Genomic DNA, 17,022 nt, shown 5'->3' with positions numbered 1-17,022 from the left:
GTATTCCTTCTTTCTCGACATCGTCATTTCATATGTTTCATCTATTCCGTTCTGCTATCATGCTTCCTCTTCTTCGTCTGCCGGAAGAATATAGGCCTTTGCCGGTTCCTCCGAAAAGATGTGCTCAATCAGCCCTTCGATGTCCGATGGACGAATCCGTTCGACATCCGCTAACACTTCTTCAAGTGATGGGTGACGATGCAGATGCAACTCATTGCGGGCGTTTCGATTCATGTGACTCGATGTGCCTTCGTTCCCTAGAATCAGAGAACCTTTCAGCTGTTCAATCCCATCTTCGAGTTCCTTCGTCGATAATCCATCCCGCTTCAAGCGATCGATTTCAGCAGCGAGGACCTGTTCGACCTCTTCGACTGATTCCGGAGACGTTCCGACATAAATCGTGAACGTGCCATGATCGTCAAACGTCGTGTAATAGGAGAAGACAGAATAGGCAAGACCACGTTCCTCTCGGATGGATTGGAACAAGCGACTCGACATCGTCGCACCGAATGCATTATTGAGTAAGGCGAGGGCAGGCAAACGTGGGTCAGCAGAAGGAATCGCACGGAAATTATAACAAATATGAGCCTGTTCCGTATCCTTTTCCTTGCGAATCACACCATTTTGTAACCTTGGCTCTGTCGTCTCGCGTGTCTTCGATCGTGATTCGAGGATCGACATCCGCTCTTGAATCTGCGCAATCAACTCGTCTGAGACGTTTCCGGCAACGGAAATGACGATTTGATCCGGAGCATATGCTTCTTCAAGATACCGCCCGATCATCGCACGATCAATCCGAAGCACACTCTCTTCCGTTCCAAGAATCGGACGAGCCATGACATCCTCTCCGTAAGCCGCTACAGCTAATAACTCATGGACGAGATCATCCGGTGTATCATCATACATTTTAATCTCTTCAATGACGACCTTTTTCTCTTTTTCTAATTCCTCCGCGTCAAACGTTGATTCGAGGAACATATCCGCTAATACTTGGAAGGCTTCACCAGCATGTTCATCTAATGTCTTGACGTAATAACACGTTTGATCCTTGCTCGTGAACGCATTAATATTTCCACCAAGTCGATCAAAATAAACCGCAATCTCTTTTGCCGTATGGCGTTTTGTTCCTTTAAACATCATATGCTCGATGAGATGACTAATACCATGCTCCTCGATTTGTTCCGTCCGACTTCCTGCTTGAATGAAGATTCCGGTCGCAACGCTGCGTGCTTCCGGCATCCGTTCAACGATCAGTCGAACTCCATTTTCTAATTGTATCCGTTCGATCATAGTAATTCCTCCAAATATAGGAAACAAGGTGGCTCTCGTTGCATTCTCTGCACCGTCGAGCCACCTTGGATTCATTAGTTACGACGTGGTGGACGTTGTCCGTCACGTGGTGGGCGTGAACCCTGATCCCGGCGTGGCGGGCGGTTCTCACGCTCTGTCTTTTTCTTTTCTTCGTATGCGGCACGATCTTCTTCACTTAAGCCTTCGACGAGCAGGACTTTGTGCGAAGCGTTGACGCGTCCTTTGTCATCGATTTCCGTGACACGGACTTTTAGCTTATCCCCAAGTTTGACGACATCTTCCGTTTGACCGACACGGTTAAGTGCGAGTTCCGAAATGTGGACGAGTGCGTCTTTTCCTTTGAATAACTCGACGAATGCACCGAATTTCTCAACGCGACGGACTGTTCCGTCGAACTCTTCGCCGACGACAACTTCACGGACGATATCTTCGATCAATTGACGAGCACGATCGATACCAGCTTGATCCGTCGAAGCGATGAAGACGGTCCCGTCTTGATCGATATCGATCTTGACGCCTGTCTCATCGATGATACCGTTGATGACTTTACCACCAGGTCCGATGACATCACGGATTTTATCTGGATTGATTTTGAGCGTGACGATTTTTGGCGCGTATTGCGACAATTCGACACGTGGTTCAGCGATGACCGTTTGCATATGCTCAAGAATATGCAGACGACCAAGACGCGCTTGTTCGAGTGCTTCTTCGAGGATTTGACGCGTGATTCCGCCAATTTTCATATCCATTTGCAGAGCTGTGACACCCTCTTGTGTTCCAGCGACTTTGAAGTCCATATCGCCGAGATGATCTTCCATCCCTTGGATATCCGTTAGAATCGAGTAATTGTCGCCTTCCATGATCAAGCCCATCGCAATACCAGCGACAGGTGCTTTGAGTGGAACACCCGCATCCATCATGGCGAGGATCGAACCACAGATTGAAGCCTGTGATGAAGAACCATTTGATTCAAGAACTTCTGACACGAGACGAATCGTGTACGGGAAATCGACTTCATTCGGAAGAACTGGTAAGAGTGCGCGTTCTCCAAGTGCCCCGTGACCAATTTCACGACGACCTGGTGCACGCATCGGACGTGCTTCCCCGACTGAGAATGGCGGGAAGTTATAGTGGTGCATGAAACGTTTCTCTTCCTTCAGACCAAGACCATCGATGATCTGTGCGTCAGCTGCAACACCGAGTGTCGCAACAGACAAGACTTGTGTCTGACCGCGTGTGAACAGACCTGAACCGTGTGCACGTGGTAAGAGACCGACTTCTGAATCGAGTGGACGGATTTCAGCAAGACCACGACCATCTGGACGAACTTTGTCTTCCGTGATGAGACGACGGACTTCGTCTTTGACAAACTTGTTGAGAACGCCTGATACTTCTGCCAGTTGCTCTGCTGTGACTGACTCGTCAGCCGCATACAACTCGATGTATTTTGCGATGACTTCGTTGATGGCAACGTCACGCGCTTGTTTTTCTTCGACTTGAACCGCTTGTGTGACTTCTGCCAATGCTTCTGCTTTCAAGCGATTGACGATTGTCTCATCGAAGCTTGATACCGTGTATTCGAACTTTTCTTTACCGACTTGTGCGACGATTTCTTCTTGGAACGCGATCATTTCCTTGATGACATCGTGTCCAAGCAAGATCGCTTCAAGCATTGCTTGTTCCGATACTTCCTTCGCACCTGCTTCAACCATGTTGACGGCATGTTTTGTTCCGGCAACTTGAAGGTCGATGTCGCTGACTTCCATTTGCGCTGAGGTCGGGTTCACGACGAACTCTCCGTCGACGCGACCGATCGTCACGCCTGCGATTGGACCGTCGAATGGAATATCCGAGATCGAAAGCGCAATCGAAGCCCCGATCATTGCAGCGACTTCTGGTGAATTGTCAGCATCTGACGAAAGGACTGTCGTCGCCACTTGAACGTCGTGACGGAAACCGTCCGGGAATAATGGACGGATTGGACGGTCGATCAGACGCGAAGTCAAAATCGCACTCTCTCCAGGACGTCCTTCACGTTTCAGGAATCCACCTGGGATTTTTCCTGCCGCATATAATTTTTCTTCATAGTTCACTGTTAATGGGAAGAAATCTAAGTCCTTCGGTTGTTTTGATGCAACGACCGTAGCAAGAACGGCTGTATCGCCGTAGCGAATCAATGCTGCTCCGTTCGCTTGTTTTGCTAATTGACCGATTTCAATCGTTAATGGACGTCCACCGAGTTCGGTCGAAAACGTCTGTTTTGTTTGTGACATGCACAAATCTCCTCTCACTGCTATCCGTTTTTTCATTCAAATCTAATTATGTAGGTTCTTGCGCAAAAAGTCCACGAATCGGCAAAAAAAAGAAACAGGAGACGATGCTCCTGCTTCCCTACCTCGTTCTCGTCGGAATTAGCGACGGAGACCAAGACGCTCGATCAACGAACGGTAACGTGCAACATCCTTGTTACGAAGGTATGTGAGCAAGTTACGGCGACGACCGACCATTTTCAAGAGACCACGACGTGAGTGGTGATCCTTTTTGTGTGTACGTAAGTGATCGTTCAAAGTTGTGATCTGTTCAGTTAAAACAGCAACTTGTACTTCCGGCGAACCAGTATCGCCTTGTTTCGTAGCATATGCTTCGATGATTTCGTTTTTACGTTCTTTTGTGAGTGCCATTGTCACTCCACCTCCATCTTATGAATGACCGTATTCCCGAGCATCGGATGGTGAGACCAGATGCCAAGTGAATCGGCTGTACGTGATCGTACTGACCTATCATAACGAACCCTGTCCGTACTGTCAAACGCTTAATCGTGTATTTGCCTCTTCGCGGTCCCGTGCCAATTGTTCCTTTAGTTGATCGATACCGTTGAAGGCTTTTTCATCACGTAAATAAGCGATCCATTCAAGCGTCAATTCTTGACCATAAAGATCCTCATCAAAGTCAAGAAGATGTGTCTCGATACTGACGTCTCCTGTCTCATAGAACGTCGGGCGTCTCCCGACGTTCGTCATCGCTTTGAACCGACGACCGTCCGCTAAACGAACGAATGTCGCATACACACCAAGTTTCGGTATGACGTAGGCGAATTCTGGGCGCATGTTGGCTGTCGGGAAGCCGATTTGTCGACCGCGTGCGTCACCGTGAATGATCGTACCTTTGATTTGGTAGGGTTCTCCGAGTAAACGTGCAGCAGGTTCGACTTCTCCTGCAGCAAGTAAACGACGAATCCGGGTTGAACTGATTTTTTCCGCTTCTTCCTGAAATTCTGCTACGACGGTGTGTGTGAACGTGCCCCGACTATGAAAATCAAGCGTCGTCATCTTGCCCGCTCCGAAGCGACCATAGGAATAATCAAATCCAGCGACGACGTGCTCTGCTCCAGACGCAATCAGATATTCATCGACGAACGCTTGCGGTGACAATTCCGAAAAAGGAATCGTGAACTCAATCACATAAACACGATCGACACCGAGTCGTTCGATTTTCTCTAATTTTCGTTCAAGCGGCGTGATGTAGCGGACCGGTTCATCCCCTTTACCAAGTACTTGTTTCGGATGTGGATCAAAGGTCATGACAGCCAAGGGCAGGCGACGAGCCTCCGCTTCTTTCCGTGCTGCTGCGATGACTTGCTGATGTCCGAGATGTACACCGTCAAAAAAGCCGAGTGCGATGACAGCAGGGGCTTTTTGAGGCTGTTCCGGATATGTCAAATGTATGATGTCCATGATGCTCTCTCCGATCTTAATCGATTTGTAGCATGACCTCGACGCGTGCTACCTGTTCTTCTGGAAGACGTCGATATAGTGCTAAAGGTACGTCTTCTTCATTATAGACAGTAAACAGCTCGAATTCGACTGGAATGCTTGTCAGCTTGGCTCCGTTCAAGACACGCTGCGCTGTTGCTGCATCGACCGTCAAACGAGGCCATTTTTGGATGACGTGTTCGATTGGTAGGACGTGTTGCATCCGTTCTTCGACTGTCTCGTACGATTCGAGTGTCTCAAGTGTGACGGTGTCCGTCTCAGCAATCGCACCCGAACCTGTCCGGCGTAAGTCGCTCATATGTGCGGCATAGCCGAGTCGTTCTCCGATTTCGACTGCTAGTGTCCGGATATACGTTCCTTTTCCACATGCGATATCGAGGCGGAAGCGACAAAGACCATCTTCAAACACAAGGTCCGATGTCCGTTCCAATCGATCGATACGGACGATCCGTGTCGGTCGCTCGATTTCAATCCCTTTTCGTGCATATTCGTATAATTTCTTCCCGTTCACTTTAACTGCTGAGTAGTAGGGTGGCGTCTGCTCGATCTCTCCTGTCAAGGCGCTCAGGATATCAGCGATGGCCGTTTCAGTAATACTTCCGGGTTCGACCGGCGTTTCACGAACCGTCTCTCCGTGTGCATCTTCCGTCGTCGTCGCGAAGCCGATCGTCACCTCCGCCGCGTAACGTTTTCCTTCATCCGTGATGAAGCGGGCAAGCTTCGTCGCTCGACCGAGACAGATCGGTAAGACACCTGTTACTTCTGGGTCAAGCGTCCCTGTATGTCCGACCTTTTTCGTCTGAAACAAACGACGTAGACGAAAGACACAATCATGACTCGTCATGCCGGCTGGTTTATCTAGTGGTAATACTCCAATGGGTTCCACGTGATGTCCTCCTTGAAAAAAGGCAACCACACACGTGGTTGCCTTAAGTGTTAATCTTTGTTCAAATTCCGAAGCAACTCATCAATGCGTGATCCGTATTCGACAGAAGAATCGACCTCGAACAATAGTTCCGGTGTTTTCCGTAGACGAATCCGTGATCCGATTTCCTTACGCATGAAGCCTTTTGATTTTTCAAGACCGATGCGCGCATCCTCACGTGCTTTTTCGTCACCGAGGACCGAATAGAAGATCGTCGCTTGTTGCAAGTCTCCTGTCACTTCGACACCTGTGACGGTAATCGGCTTGACGCGTGGATCCTTGACATCTTTGATAAGCAGTTGCGTAATTTCCTTACGCACCTGTTCGGCGACACGATTCGAGCGTAAACTCATGTTTGTTCCCTCCAGTTCGGAAGAATGGATTCCGTTCTGTTACTTCCGTTTGACTTCTTCCATGATGAACGCTTCGATGACATCATCGACTTTTACGTCATCATAACGTTCGATCTTAATACCACACTCGTAACCAGCAGCGACTTCTTTGACATCATCTTTGAAGCGGCGAAGTGTATCGAGTTTTCCTTCGTAGATGACGATGCTATCACGAACGACACGGACACCTGCATCACGCGTCAACTTACCTTCCGTGACATATCCACCTGCGATCGTACCGACTTTCGATACTTTGATGACATCGCGGACTTCAGCTTGACCGATGATTTTCTCGACGAATTCAGGATCAAGGAGACCTTTCATCGCTTGCTCGATTTCTTCAATCGCATTGTAGATGATCCGGTGAAGACGAATTTCGACTTTCTCCTGATCTGCCATTGATTTTGCGTTACCATCCGGACGAACGTTGAATCCGATGATGATCGCATTTGCTGCCGAGGCGAGGATGACGTCACCTTCTGTGATCGCACCAACACCTGAGTGTACGATGTTAATTTTAACACCTTCGACATCAATTTTCTTCAATGAACCGGCTAAGGCTTCAACTGAACCTTGAACGTCACCTTTGATGATGATGTTGAGGTCCTTGACTTCGCCTTCTTTGATGCGGTCGAAGAGATCTTCTAAGCTAACTTTCGCTGAATCGCGACGTTGTGCTTCGATTTCACGTTGGTAACGTGCTTCACCGATTTGGCGTGCTTTTTTCTCATCTTCGAATGCGAAGAATTGATCGCCCGCTTTCGGGACATCGTTTAAACCTGTGATTTCGATTGGCGTCGATGGTCCGACTTCTTTGACACGACGACCGATATCGTTGACCATTGCCCGGATACGACCGAACGTGTGACCGACGACGATCGGGTCACCAACGCGAAGTGTTCCGTGTTGAACGAGAAGTGTAGCGACGGGACCGCGTCCTTTATCGAGTTTCGCCTCGATAACTGTTCCGCGACCGTTCATGTCTGGTGTTGATTTGTATTCTTGAACTTCTGAGACGAGAAGGATCATCTCGAGCAATTCGTCGATGCCGTCTCCTTTAAGAGCTGAAACCGGTACGAAGATTGTATCGCCGCCCCAGTCCTCTGCAACGAGTTCGAACTCTGTCAATTCTTGTTTGACACGGTCAGGGTTTGCACCCTCTTTATCCATCTTGTTGACCGCGACGATGATTGGGACGCCAGCTGCTTTCGCGTGGCTGATCGCTTCTTCTGTCTGCGGCATGACACCGTCATCTGCTGCAACGACGATGATTGCGATATCCGTGACATCTGCTCCACGTGCACGCATCGTCGTGAACGCCGCGTGACCTGGTGTATCAAGGAACGTGATCTTCTTGCCGTCGATCTCAACTTGGTAAGCACCGATGTGCTGCGTGATCCCGCCGGCTTCGCCTGCAGTGACCTTCGTGTTACGGATTGAGTCGAGCAATGTCGTTTTACCGTGGTCGACGTGTCCCATGATCGTAACGACCGGTGGACGCTCAGACAATTCGTACTGGTCAAGGTTCAATTCGTATTGATCAAAGTCCGTCTCATCGACTTGGACAGTCTTTTCGACTTCAAAACCAAACTCTGTCGCGAGCAGTTCGACTGTCTCGTCATCAAGATCTTGGTTGATTGTCGCCATGACACCGAGACCCATCAATTTCATGATCAGTTCATTCGGCTTTTTCGCCATTTTTTCAGCGAGTTCACCGACTGTCAAGTTATCAGAGTATTGAACGACGTTTGCCATCGCCTCTTCTTGCGCCCGGCGAGCTGCTTTCCGTTGACTCGACTTCGAGTTCGGATCCGCTACTTCAAGTTTACGCGGTTCTGCTTTCTTTTGGTTCGGACGACGTTTGCCGCCACGGTTGTTACGGTTGCCGAATTCTGGGCGTCCGCCTTTGCTGTTACGTGATTGGTTACCTGCTGGTTTGTTTGTACTTCCTGGTCGGTTCGGTTTATTATCTGATTTCACTTGTTTTGGAGCCTCCGTCTTTTGAGCCCGATATTTTTCGGGATTAAATACTTGATCGAGTTGCTGTACTGTCTGTTCATCTAATACTGCCATATGATTCTTGACTGGTTTCTCCAGCTTTTCGAGCTGGGTGATGACCTGCTTACTTGTTACGTTTTGTTCCTTGGCGAATTCGTATACACGTTTACCCAAAGGATCCACCTCCAATTAGTCGTTCGAGAGGAGTTCAGTTAGCTTTTTCGCAAATCCGGCTTCATTGACTGACACGACAACACGCGCATCCTTTCCTAATGCTTGACCGAGAATCGTCCGGTCGGCGACTTCTAGGTAAGGAACCTGATAACTCGTACATTTATCTGTGACTTTCTTACGCGTGGCAGCCCCCGCATCTGCTGCTAAAAGAACAAGCTTCGCTTGTCCTCCTCGTACTTCTTTCAGTACAAGTTCTTCTCCCGTCGTCACTTTTCTAGCTCGATTCGCGAGACCGAGAAGGGATTCCCATTTACTCATTTGTACCTCCCGCGATTTCAAGCAATTCATCGTATAAGGCATCTGTCGTCTTGACCTTCAAATGATGATCAAGCGTCCGTTTTTTCTTCGCCGTCGCAATGACTGCCGCATCTTTTGATAAATAGGCACCCCGCCCATTCATCTTACCATTTAAATCGATGACGACCTCTTGTTCAGGTGTCCGGACGACACGAATTAATTCTTTTTTCGGTTTCATTTCTTGTGTGATGACACACTTGCGTAATGGTACCTTTTTTTGCACGAATTATTCCTCGCCTTCGACTTGGACCGCTTCTACTGCCGGCTCTTCCGTTGCGAAGACATCTTCGAGATCCATCGCTTCCGCTTCAGACTCGCTCTTGATGTCAATTTTCCATCCTGTCAGTTTCGCTGCGAGACGCGCGTTTTGACCACGTTTCCCGATGGCAAGCGACAATTGGAAATCCGGAACGACGACGATTGTCGCTTTCGCTGGTTCATTGACATAGACCGCAACGACTTGAGCTGGGCTAAGTGCGTTCGCGACATATTCTTTCGGATCATCCGAGTAACGGACGATATCGATTTTTTCCCCGTTTAAATCATTGACGATGCGTTGAACACGCGCCCCTTTTTGTCCGACACATGCACCGACTGGATCGATGTCGTCGGCCGCGACTGCGATTTTTGAACGGTCGCCCGCTTCACGCGCAACAGACTTGACTTCGACTTCGCCACTTGAAATCTCTGGTACTTCGATTTCGAAAAGACGTTTTAAGAGACCTGGATGTGTCCGTGATACGAGAATCGATGCCCCTGATCCTTTGACCATTGGATCAACTTTCGTGACGTACACCTTGATGCGATCACGAATCCCGAAACGCTCATTCGGCATTTGTTCGTGTGTCGTCAAGACAGCTTCGATCCCTTCTAGGTTAACGTACAAGTTGCGTGCATCTTGACGCTCGACGATACCTGTCATGATCTCGTCTTCACGATCCGCGAAGTGATTGTAGATGCGTTCGCGTTCTGCTTCACGCATTTTTTGTGTGACGATCTGTTTCGCCGTTTGTGCTGCAACACGACCGAAGTCGCCTGGCGTCACTTCGACTTTATGGAAATCGCCGAGTTCATATGTCGGATCGATCTCGTGCGCTTCTTCAAGCGAAAGTTGCTCTTCTGGTTGTGTCAATCGTTCGACGACTTCCTTAAGCGCGAAGACACGGATGTCTCCTGTCTGCTGGTCGAATTCGACTTTTACAGCCTCCGATTCTTTTCCGAAGTTGCGTCGGTACGCTGAAATCAATGCCTGTTCGAGCGCATCGATGATGATGTTCTTGTCAATTTCCTTCTCTTTCGCGATTTGATTGATCGCCTCGAGTAACTGTGGTCCCATCGTTCTCTTCCTTTCCGTCAGAACATTACCGCAAGTCGCGCAAGTGAAATCTTGTCGACCGGTATCTCAATTTTCAATTTTCTTGTTTTGACACGCACTTCGATTTCAAGCATCTCAGGTGTGTACGCGAGCAACGTTCCTTCGAATTCAACCGCATTCTTTACTGGATCGTGCGTTTTGATGTACACATGTTTCCCAATCGCCTTTTCGAAGTCCTCGTCTTTCTTCAGTGGACGTTCCGCTCCTGGACTAGCGACGTCGAGGTAATACGGCTCGTCGATCGGATCATTGTCATTCAATGCTTCCGATAACTGTTCATTGATTTTGACGCAGTCTTCAAGATCCACGCCACCCTCTTTGTCGATGGAGACACGTAGGAACCAATCCGCCCCTTCTTTGACGAATTCAACGTCGACTAGCTCCATCCCCTCTCGTTCGACGATTGGTTTTGCGAGCGCTTCGACCTTTTCCGTTACGTTCGTCATCTTCATCCTCCTTCAAAAAACAAACAAGAAAGGAGCAGGTCCCCCTACTCCTTCCAAGTCGTAGTATAAAAAACATTTCCTCACTCAATATAGCATAGGAAAGCGCTCAAAGCAAGTGTTCCTAAGGGCTTACAAGTCGAACAAGGAGAGCTGATTCTCGTCTGGTAGCCCTTCGAGACAGCCTAGGTTATCGAGCGTCTCGATGATCGATTTCGACAATTTGGCGCGTTTTTGAAGGTCTTCCTTCGAAAGGAATTCGCCGCCTTTACGTGCTTCAACGATTTGCTTCGCAGCATTCGTTCCGAGACCTGTCACGGCGTTAAATGGTGGTAACAACGTATCCCCGTCTATGAGGAATTCCGTTGCACTTGAGCGGTAGAGATCGACTTTTTGGAACGTAAAGCCACGTTCGATCATCTCAAGCGCGATTTCAAGAACCGTGTACAATCCTTTATCCTTCGCCGTCGCTTCAAATCCTTTGTCCTTGATGTCTTGCAAGACTTTCCGAACGGCAGCAGAGCCCTTATTCATCGCACCGATATCAAAGTCACCCGCACGTACCGTAAAGTACGAAGCGTAGTAATACATCGGATGGTGGACTTTATAATAAGCAATCCGGACAGCCATCAAGACGTAGGCAGCAGCATGGGCTTTCGGAAACATGTACTTGATTTTCTTGCAAGAATCGATATACCAGAGTGGCACATCGTTCTCAATCATCGCCTCTTCCATGTCAATCGAGAGTCCTTTCCCTTTACGGACCGACTCCATGATTTTAAAGGCGAGTGACGGTTCAAGACCGGCGTAGATCAAGTAGACCATGATGTCATCTCGACAACCGATGACGTCTTTTAGTTCACATGTTCCGTTGTAAATCAATTCGCTGGCGTTTCCGAGCCAGACATCCGTTCCGTGCGAGAGTCCTGAAATCTGGACGAGTTCCGAGAACGTCGTCGGTTTCGTCTCTTCTAACATTTGGCGAACGAACTTTGTTCCAAACTCCGGAATACCGAGCGTTCCCGTTTTTGAATCGATTTGCTCCGGCGTCACACCGATCGATTCCGTCGAACTGAAGATTTTCATGACTTCCGGGTCATCGACCGGGATCGTCTTTGGATCTCGTCCTGATAAATCCTGTAGCATCCGAATCATCGTTGGGTCATCGTGACCGAGAATATCGAGTTTGAGTAAGTTATCGTGAATCGAGTGGAAGTCGAAGTGTGTCGTCTTCCATTCAGAACCCATATCGTCTGCCGGATACTGAATCGGACTAATATCGTAGATGTCCATATAGTCCGGTACGACGATGATCCCACCTGGGTGTTGTCCGGTCGTCCGTTTGACACCGGTGACACCACTGACGAGACGATCGACTTCCGCATTCCGATACGTCAGTTCATTCTCCGACTGATACCCTTTGACGTATCCATACGCCGTCTTCTCAGCAATCGTTCCGATCGTTCCGGCACGGTAGACGTAATCGTCACCGAACAAGACTTTCGTATAGGCGTGTGCTTGCGGTTGGTATTCTCCACTGAAGTTCAAATCGATATCCGGTACCTTATCCCCTTTAAATCCGAGGAACGTCTCGAACGGAATATCATGACCGTCTTTGAACAACGGGACATCGCATTTCGAACATGACTTATCCGGTAAATCGAATCCTGAACCGACCGAACCGTCATCGAAGAACTCCGATTCCTTACAATTCGGACAAACATAATGTGGTGGCAATGGATTGACTTCCGTGATCTCGGTCATCGTCGCAACGAGACTTGATCCGACCGATCCCCGTGAACCGACCAAATAGCCGTCGTCAAGCGACTTTTTAACGAGTTTATGAGAAATCAGATAGATGACGGCAAATCCGTGACCGATGATCGACTTCAACTCTTTTTCGAGTCGGGCTTCTACGATCTCTGGTAACGTGTCGCCATAAATCCGGTGCGCCATATCGTACGACAAGTTCCGAACTTCTTCATCCGCTCCTTCGATCTTCGGTGTATAGAGATCTTTTGGAATGATATCGATGTTCTCGAATTGTTCCGCGACGGCTTGACTGTTCGTGATGACGAGACGTTCCGACACATCCGGTCCGAGAAACTTGAAGTCGTCCATCATTTCCTTCGTCGTCCGGAAGTGTGCCGGTGGCAGTTGCTTTCGCATGTTCAGCATGTTCGCTCCACCTTGCGTCCGAATCAAAATTTCTCGGTACGTGGCGTCATGTTGATCGAGGTAATGCACATTCCCTGTCGCGACTGGTAAGATATCATGTTCTTCCGCGACACGGATGATCTTTTTAATCAGTTCGCGCAGTTCGAGTTCATTCTGAACGATTTCCCGTTCGATCAAATGACCATACATCGCGGGTGGCTGAATTTCGATGAAATCATAGAACTGCATCACTTTTGCTAAGTCTTCGTCTGACTTATTCAAGGCGGCATCAAACACCTCGCCGTTATCACAAGCTGATCCGATGATCAATCCATCCCGGTGCGCGACGAGTTGCGAGCGCGGTGTGCGTACGACACGGTGCACGTGTTTCGTATGGGCGAGTGAAATCAACTGGTACAGATTCTTCAAGCCCGTCCGGTTCTTCGCATAGACCGTCGCGTGGTATGGTCGTGCCCGCGAAATATCTTTCCCCATCTCCCGGTTGAGTGAGGCGTGTGTCTTCATGTCGAACATCTCATCCGCCATTTGCAGCAACTTGACCATCAAGTAGCCTGTCGCTTCCGCGTCATAGATGGCGCGGTGATGCTGCGTCAATTCGATGTCAAATCGTTTCGCGAGTGTGTTCAATCGGTGGTTTTTTAGCGTCGGCATCAAAACACGGGCGAGCTCAAGCGTATCAATGACTGGCAAGACCGATTCATCGTGTCCACCGGATCGTAGTGTTGCATTCAAGAATCCGATATCGAATGAGGCATTATGGGCAACGAGAATCGAGTCGCCGACCCAGTCCATGAATTCCTTGACGACTTGTTCCGGGTCTGGTTTTCCCCGGACCATATCATCGGTGATCCCAGTCAAATCAATCGTCGTCGCCGACAATAGATGCTTCGGATCCGCGAACGCTTCGAACTTATCGATGATATCACCATCGTGGATCTTGACGGCTGCAAGTTCGATGATCTTGTTGTACATCGCCGATAAACCAGTTGTCTCGACGTCAAAGACGACGAATGTCGCGTCATCTAAGTTACGATCCACCGGATGATAGGCGACTTGCACCCCGTCATCGACGACATTCGCTTCGATTCCATACAATACCTTGATATCGTTTTTCTTTCCGGCATAGTAGGCATCCGGGAAACTTTGGGCACCCGCGTGATCCGTGATCGCAACAGCAGGATGACCCCATTTTGCTGCGCGTTCAACGTATTTCGTCACGTTCATGACGGCGTCCATCTGACTCATTTGCGAGTGCGCGTGTAACTCGACACGCTTCTCGCCTGCCCAAGGATCAGCCGGTGCTTCCATCTTCACTTCTGACAGTTGGGCAATCATCATACAAAGATCGCGCAGGAATGTATCAAACTCAACGCGACCTGCCGCCTGAATCCACATCCCTTTTTTGATTGCAGAGAGGATCTTGACGTCTGTCTCGTCACGCGCAAACATCTTGACGACAAGGGAGTCCGTATAATCCGTCATCTTGAACGTAAAGATTGTCTTTCCGCTTCGTAATTCACGACTTTCAGCTGAGAAAACGAGACCACGGATCGCAATCCGTCGTTCCTCATCTTGGATCGTCTTGATTGGGACAATCTCATCTTGAATCGGTTTCCCGATTCGGATCTCAACTGGTCCTTCATCGTCATCCCGCGATTGTTCCCGTTTGAATTGCAACTCGAGCATCCGCTTTGCTTCTTCCATGTCTTCCTGTTTCACCTGATTGCGCAACGCTTCTTGTTTCGATTCGTTGATTTGAACAATCGGTTCACAGTTGAATTTCGGGAATCCGTAAGCACTGTAGAGTAACTGCAATTCCCCACATAAGCTACTTTTTAAGAATCCTGCTTCCGGTTCACTCCGGACCGGAATGAATAATTTCTGTTCTTTGAACTCTGGTAAGACACGCCCGAGTTGTGTCCGCATCGCCGATGAGACGTCTGCGAGATCTTGCACGACATATGGCCAGTAATCATGATATAGGCGTTCGTCTGGTCGACCATCCGCGAATAGGATGACTTTGACTTCGGCGAATTGCTGGTACCGACTTATCAAACGACTCGTAAAGAGTTGATAGACGTTTTGGGGCAAAACGTGTGGCAAGCGGATTTCAAATGTCCAGGTTGCTTTTGCTTTATTGACGCGAAGCTTCTCAAGAACTGCTTCGTTAAAGTATTCTTCAATGATACCGTTCGGTAATTCTAAGTCACTGAGCAACAGTGACATGCGTTGTTGTGTATCCACTCGCAATTGTGCTGTCTGATCGCTTCACACCGTGACAGCAACTCCTCCTCCTCTTGCGGATTGCCCAAGGGGCGAATGGGTGTGAGACAAGAAAACAGTCACTTTATGAAAAGTGACCGTCTCCATTCTTTATTCTAAACCTTCATAGAGTGAACGAACAGCATCAACGACTTGTTCCTGTCCAATTTCTTCTGCATCGCCACCGCGACGGGCTTTTAATTCGACAATTCCTTCTGTCGCTTTTTTCCCGACGTTCAAACGAACCGGTAGACCGATCAAATCCGCATCGGCGAATTTGACGCCTGCTCGTTCTTTCCGGTCGTCAAGCAAGACGCTGAATCCTGCAGCTGTCAACTCCCGGTATAGTGTCTCTCCGAGTTCAAGCTGTTCTGCATTTTTACCATTGACGACAATCAAATGGACATCGTATGGTGCGATCGCTTTTGGCCAAATGATTCCGCGCTCATCATAATGTTGTTCAACGACTGCCGACAATGTCCGCGAGACACCGATCCCGTAACATCCCATGATGAGTGGTTGTGCTTTACCGCCTTCATCGAGGAACGTCGCTCCCATTCCTTCAGAGTAACGTGTTCCGAGTTTGAAGACTTGACCGACTTCGATCCCACGTGCGAATTTAACGTTTCCGTTGCCGTCTGGTGACGCGTCACCTTCTTCGACGAAGCGCAAGTCCGTATAGTCTGCTTCAAAATCACGGCTTGGATCGACATGGATATAATGGGTTTCCGCTTTGTTTGCCCCACAGACAGCGTTCGTCAAGGCACGTACCGCGTAATCAGCAACGATTTTCATGTCTGCCCCGATCGGTCCGAGTGTTCCAGGCGTCGAGTGAAGTGCTGCTTCAATCTCTTCGTCGCTCGCCATCGTGATGTCGAGTGCGCCCAGATAGTTTTTCAACTTGATATCGTTGACTTCGTGATCACCCCGGACGAGAGCCATGACAAGCCCTTGTTCCGTTTTGAAGATGACAGTTTTGATCGATTCGTTTGCTGGTAAGTTCAGATGTGCACTGACCGCTTCGATTGTCTTCGCATCTGCCGTATGCACTTCTTCCAGTGCTTCTGATGCTTTGTCTTGCTTCGGATAGGCATCAATCGACTCTGCCATCTCTAAGTTCGCTGCATAATCCGATTGGTCCGAGTAGACGATCGTATCTTCACCGATTGCTGCTAACGCATGGAACTCATGTGTTCCACTGCCACCGATCGCACCAGAGTCCGCGACGACTGGACGGAACTCAAGACCCACACGTGTGAAGATCCGCGAATACGTATCAAACATGTTTTGATACTCTTCGTCTAAGCTCTCTTGTGACGAATGGAACGAATAAGCGTCCTTCATGATGAACTCACGACCACGTAATAAACCGAAACGTGGACGACGTTCGTCACGGTACTTCATTTGAATCTGGAAGAGATTGACCGGTAACTTTTTGTACGAGTTCAATTCATCACGAACGATTGAAGTGATCAGTTCCTCGTGTGTCGCTCCGAGCGCGAACCGGCGATCATGACGATCCGTCAAGCGCATCAATTCAGGTCCATAGATATCCCAGCGTCCTGTTTCTTCCCATAGTTCAGCTGGTTGAATCGCTGGCATGAGCAATTCTTGTGCACCCGCAGCTTCTAATTCCTCACGAATGATTGTCTCGATGTTTGCGAGAACACGTTTCGCGAGTGGGAGATAAGAATAGATTCCAGCGGCATTTTGACGCATGAACCCTGCACGAAGCAAGAGTTGGTGACTGATGGCTTCTGCATCAGATGGCACTTCACGCAACGTTGGCATGAATAGTTTTGATTGTTTCATAATGAGTCACGAACTCCTTTGA

The 17,022-nt window shown here is 48.8% G+C and carries 13 protein-coding genes; all 13 read right to left on the bottom strand.

The genetic code is table 11. The features are described 5' to 3' along the window. Positions 1-57 precede the first annotated feature (57 nt). The 13 genes from ACHWTJ_RS06525 to ACHWTJ_RS06465 all read right to left on the bottom strand — a co-directional run bounded on the left by ACHWTJ_RS06525 (position 58) and on the right by ACHWTJ_RS06465 (position 17,000). Complete coding sequence (locus ACHWTJ_RS06525) at positions 58-1,290, bottom strand: pitrilysin family protein (RefSeq protein WP_294740916.1); 1,233 nt, start codon at positions 1,288-1,290, stop codon at positions 58-60. 74 nt (positions 1,291-1,364) lie between these two features. Next, entirely contained in the window at positions 1,365-3,584 is a 2,220-nt protein-coding gene (gene pnp / locus ACHWTJ_RS06520; RefSeq protein ID WP_394679282.1) for a polyribonucleotide nucleotidyltransferase, read from the bottom strand. Between the two features lie 138 nt (positions 3,585-3,722). Then, positions 3,723-3,992 carry a 30S ribosomal protein S15 gene (gene rpsO, locus ACHWTJ_RS06515; protein ID WP_023468676.1) on the bottom strand — a complete coding sequence of 90 codons (270 nt, stop codon included), beginning with the start codon at positions 3,990-3,992 and terminating at the stop codon, positions 3,723-3,725. A 123-nt stretch (positions 3,993-4,115) separates the two neighbouring features. Then, positions 4,116-5,045: a bifunctional riboflavin kinase/FAD synthetase gene (locus ACHWTJ_RS06510; RefSeq protein WP_029342039.1), complete on the bottom strand. Its 930-nt coding sequence runs from the start codon at positions 5,043-5,045 to the stop codon at positions 4,116-4,118. A 16-nt stretch (positions 5,046-5,061) separates the two neighbouring features. Further along, a complete protein-coding gene (truB, locus tag ACHWTJ_RS06505; RefSeq protein WP_294740910.1) occupies positions 5,062-5,970 on the bottom strand; it encodes a tRNA pseudouridine(55) synthase TruB in 909 nt (302 codons plus the stop codon). Between the two features lie 50 nt (positions 5,971-6,020). Next, positions 6,021-6,362, bottom strand: a complete 342-nt coding sequence (rbfA, locus tag ACHWTJ_RS06500) for a 30S ribosome-binding factor RbfA (protein ID WP_023468679.1) — start codon at positions 6,360-6,362, stop codon at positions 6,021-6,023. A 39-nt stretch (positions 6,363-6,401) separates the two neighbouring features. Then, positions 6,402-8,573, bottom strand: a complete 2,172-nt coding sequence (gene infB / locus ACHWTJ_RS06495) for a translation initiation factor IF-2 (protein ID WP_023468680.1) — start codon at positions 8,571-8,573, stop codon at positions 6,402-6,404. A gap of 15 nt (positions 8,574-8,588) precedes the next feature. Continuing rightward, a complete protein-coding gene (locus ACHWTJ_RS06490) occupies positions 8,589-8,891 on the bottom strand; it encodes a YlxQ family RNA-binding protein (protein ID WP_023468681.1) in 303 nt (100 codons plus the stop codon). Next, positions 8,884-9,153, bottom strand: a complete 270-nt coding sequence (gene rnpM / locus ACHWTJ_RS06485) for an RNase P modulator RnpM (protein ID WP_023468682.1) — start codon at positions 9,151-9,153, stop codon at positions 8,884-8,886. The genes ACHWTJ_RS06490 and rnpM overlap by 8 nt, the downstream gene beginning before the upstream one ends. A 3-nt stretch (positions 9,154-9,156) precedes the next feature. Then, positions 9,157-10,266, bottom strand: coding sequence for a transcription termination factor NusA (gene nusA / locus ACHWTJ_RS06480; RefSeq protein ID WP_023468683.1), 1,110 nt, complete (start codon positions 10,264-10,266; stop codon positions 9,157-9,159). Between the two features lie 17 nt (positions 10,267-10,283). After that, positions 10,284-10,751, bottom strand: coding sequence for a ribosome maturation factor RimP (gene rimP / locus ACHWTJ_RS06475; RefSeq protein WP_023468684.1), 468 nt, complete (start codon positions 10,749-10,751; stop codon positions 10,284-10,286). 129 nt (positions 10,752-10,880) lie between these two features. Beyond that, a complete protein-coding gene (locus ACHWTJ_RS06470) occupies positions 10,881-15,152 on the bottom strand; it encodes a PolC-type DNA polymerase III (protein WP_394679828.1) in 4,272 nt (1,423 codons plus the stop codon). A 147-nt stretch (positions 15,153-15,299) separates the two neighbouring features. Further along, positions 15,300-17,000, bottom strand: a complete 1,701-nt coding sequence (locus tag ACHWTJ_RS06465; RefSeq protein ID WP_294740906.1) for a proline--tRNA ligase — start codon at positions 16,998-17,000, stop codon at positions 15,300-15,302. Positions 17,001-17,022 lie beyond the last annotated feature (22 nt).

Origin of the sequence: uncultured Exiguobacterium sp. (assembly GCF_964277885.1) — a bacterium.
Lineage (GTDB): Bacteria > Bacillota > Bacilli > Exiguobacteriales > Exiguobacteriaceae > Exiguobacterium_A.
The sequence above is the reverse complement of the archived record's forward strand: the minus strand, read 5'-3'. Positions and strand labels throughout refer to the sequence as shown.

What these genes read in the sequence shown, in the direction of transcription:
- ACHWTJ_RS06490 (WP_023468681.1), bottom strand. Translation starts at nt 8,891, where the DNA reads ATGAGTAAATGGGAATCCCTTCTCGGTCTCGCGAATCGAGCTAGAAAA.
- rbfA (WP_023468679.1), bottom strand. Translation starts at nt 6,362, where the DNA reads ATGAGTTTACGCTCGAATCGTGTCGCCGAACAGGTGCGTAAGGAAATT.
- ACHWTJ_RS06470 (WP_394679828.1), bottom strand. Translation starts at nt 15,152, where the DNA reads ATGTCACTGTTGCTCAGTGACTTAGAATTACCGAACGGTATCATTGAA.
- rpsO (WP_023468676.1), bottom strand. Translation starts at nt 3,992, where the DNA reads ATGGCACTCACAAAAGAACGTAAAAACGAAATCATCGAAGCATATGCT.
- rimP (WP_023468684.1), bottom strand. Translation starts at nt 10,751, where the DNA reads ATGACGAACGTAACGGAAAAGGTCGAAGCGCTCGCAAAACCAATCGTC.
- nusA (WP_023468683.1), bottom strand. Translation starts at nt 10,266, where the DNA reads ATGGGACCACAGTTACTCGAGGCGATCAATCAAATCGCGAAAGAGAAG.
- pnp (WP_394679282.1), bottom strand. Translation starts at nt 3,584, where the DNA reads ATGTCACAAACAAAACAGACGTTTTCGACCGAACTCGGTGGACGTCCA.
- ACHWTJ_RS06525 (WP_294740916.1), bottom strand. Translation starts at nt 1,290, where the DNA reads ATGATCGAACGGATACAATTAGAAAATGGAGTTCGACTGATCGTTGAA.
- ACHWTJ_RS06510 (WP_029342039.1), bottom strand. Translation starts at nt 5,045, where the DNA reads ATGGACATCATACATTTGACATATCCGGAACAGCCTCAAAAAGCCCCT.
- ACHWTJ_RS06465 (WP_294740906.1), bottom strand. Translation starts at nt 17,000, where the DNA reads ATGAAACAATCAAAACTATTCATGCCAACGTTGCGTGAAGTGCCATCT.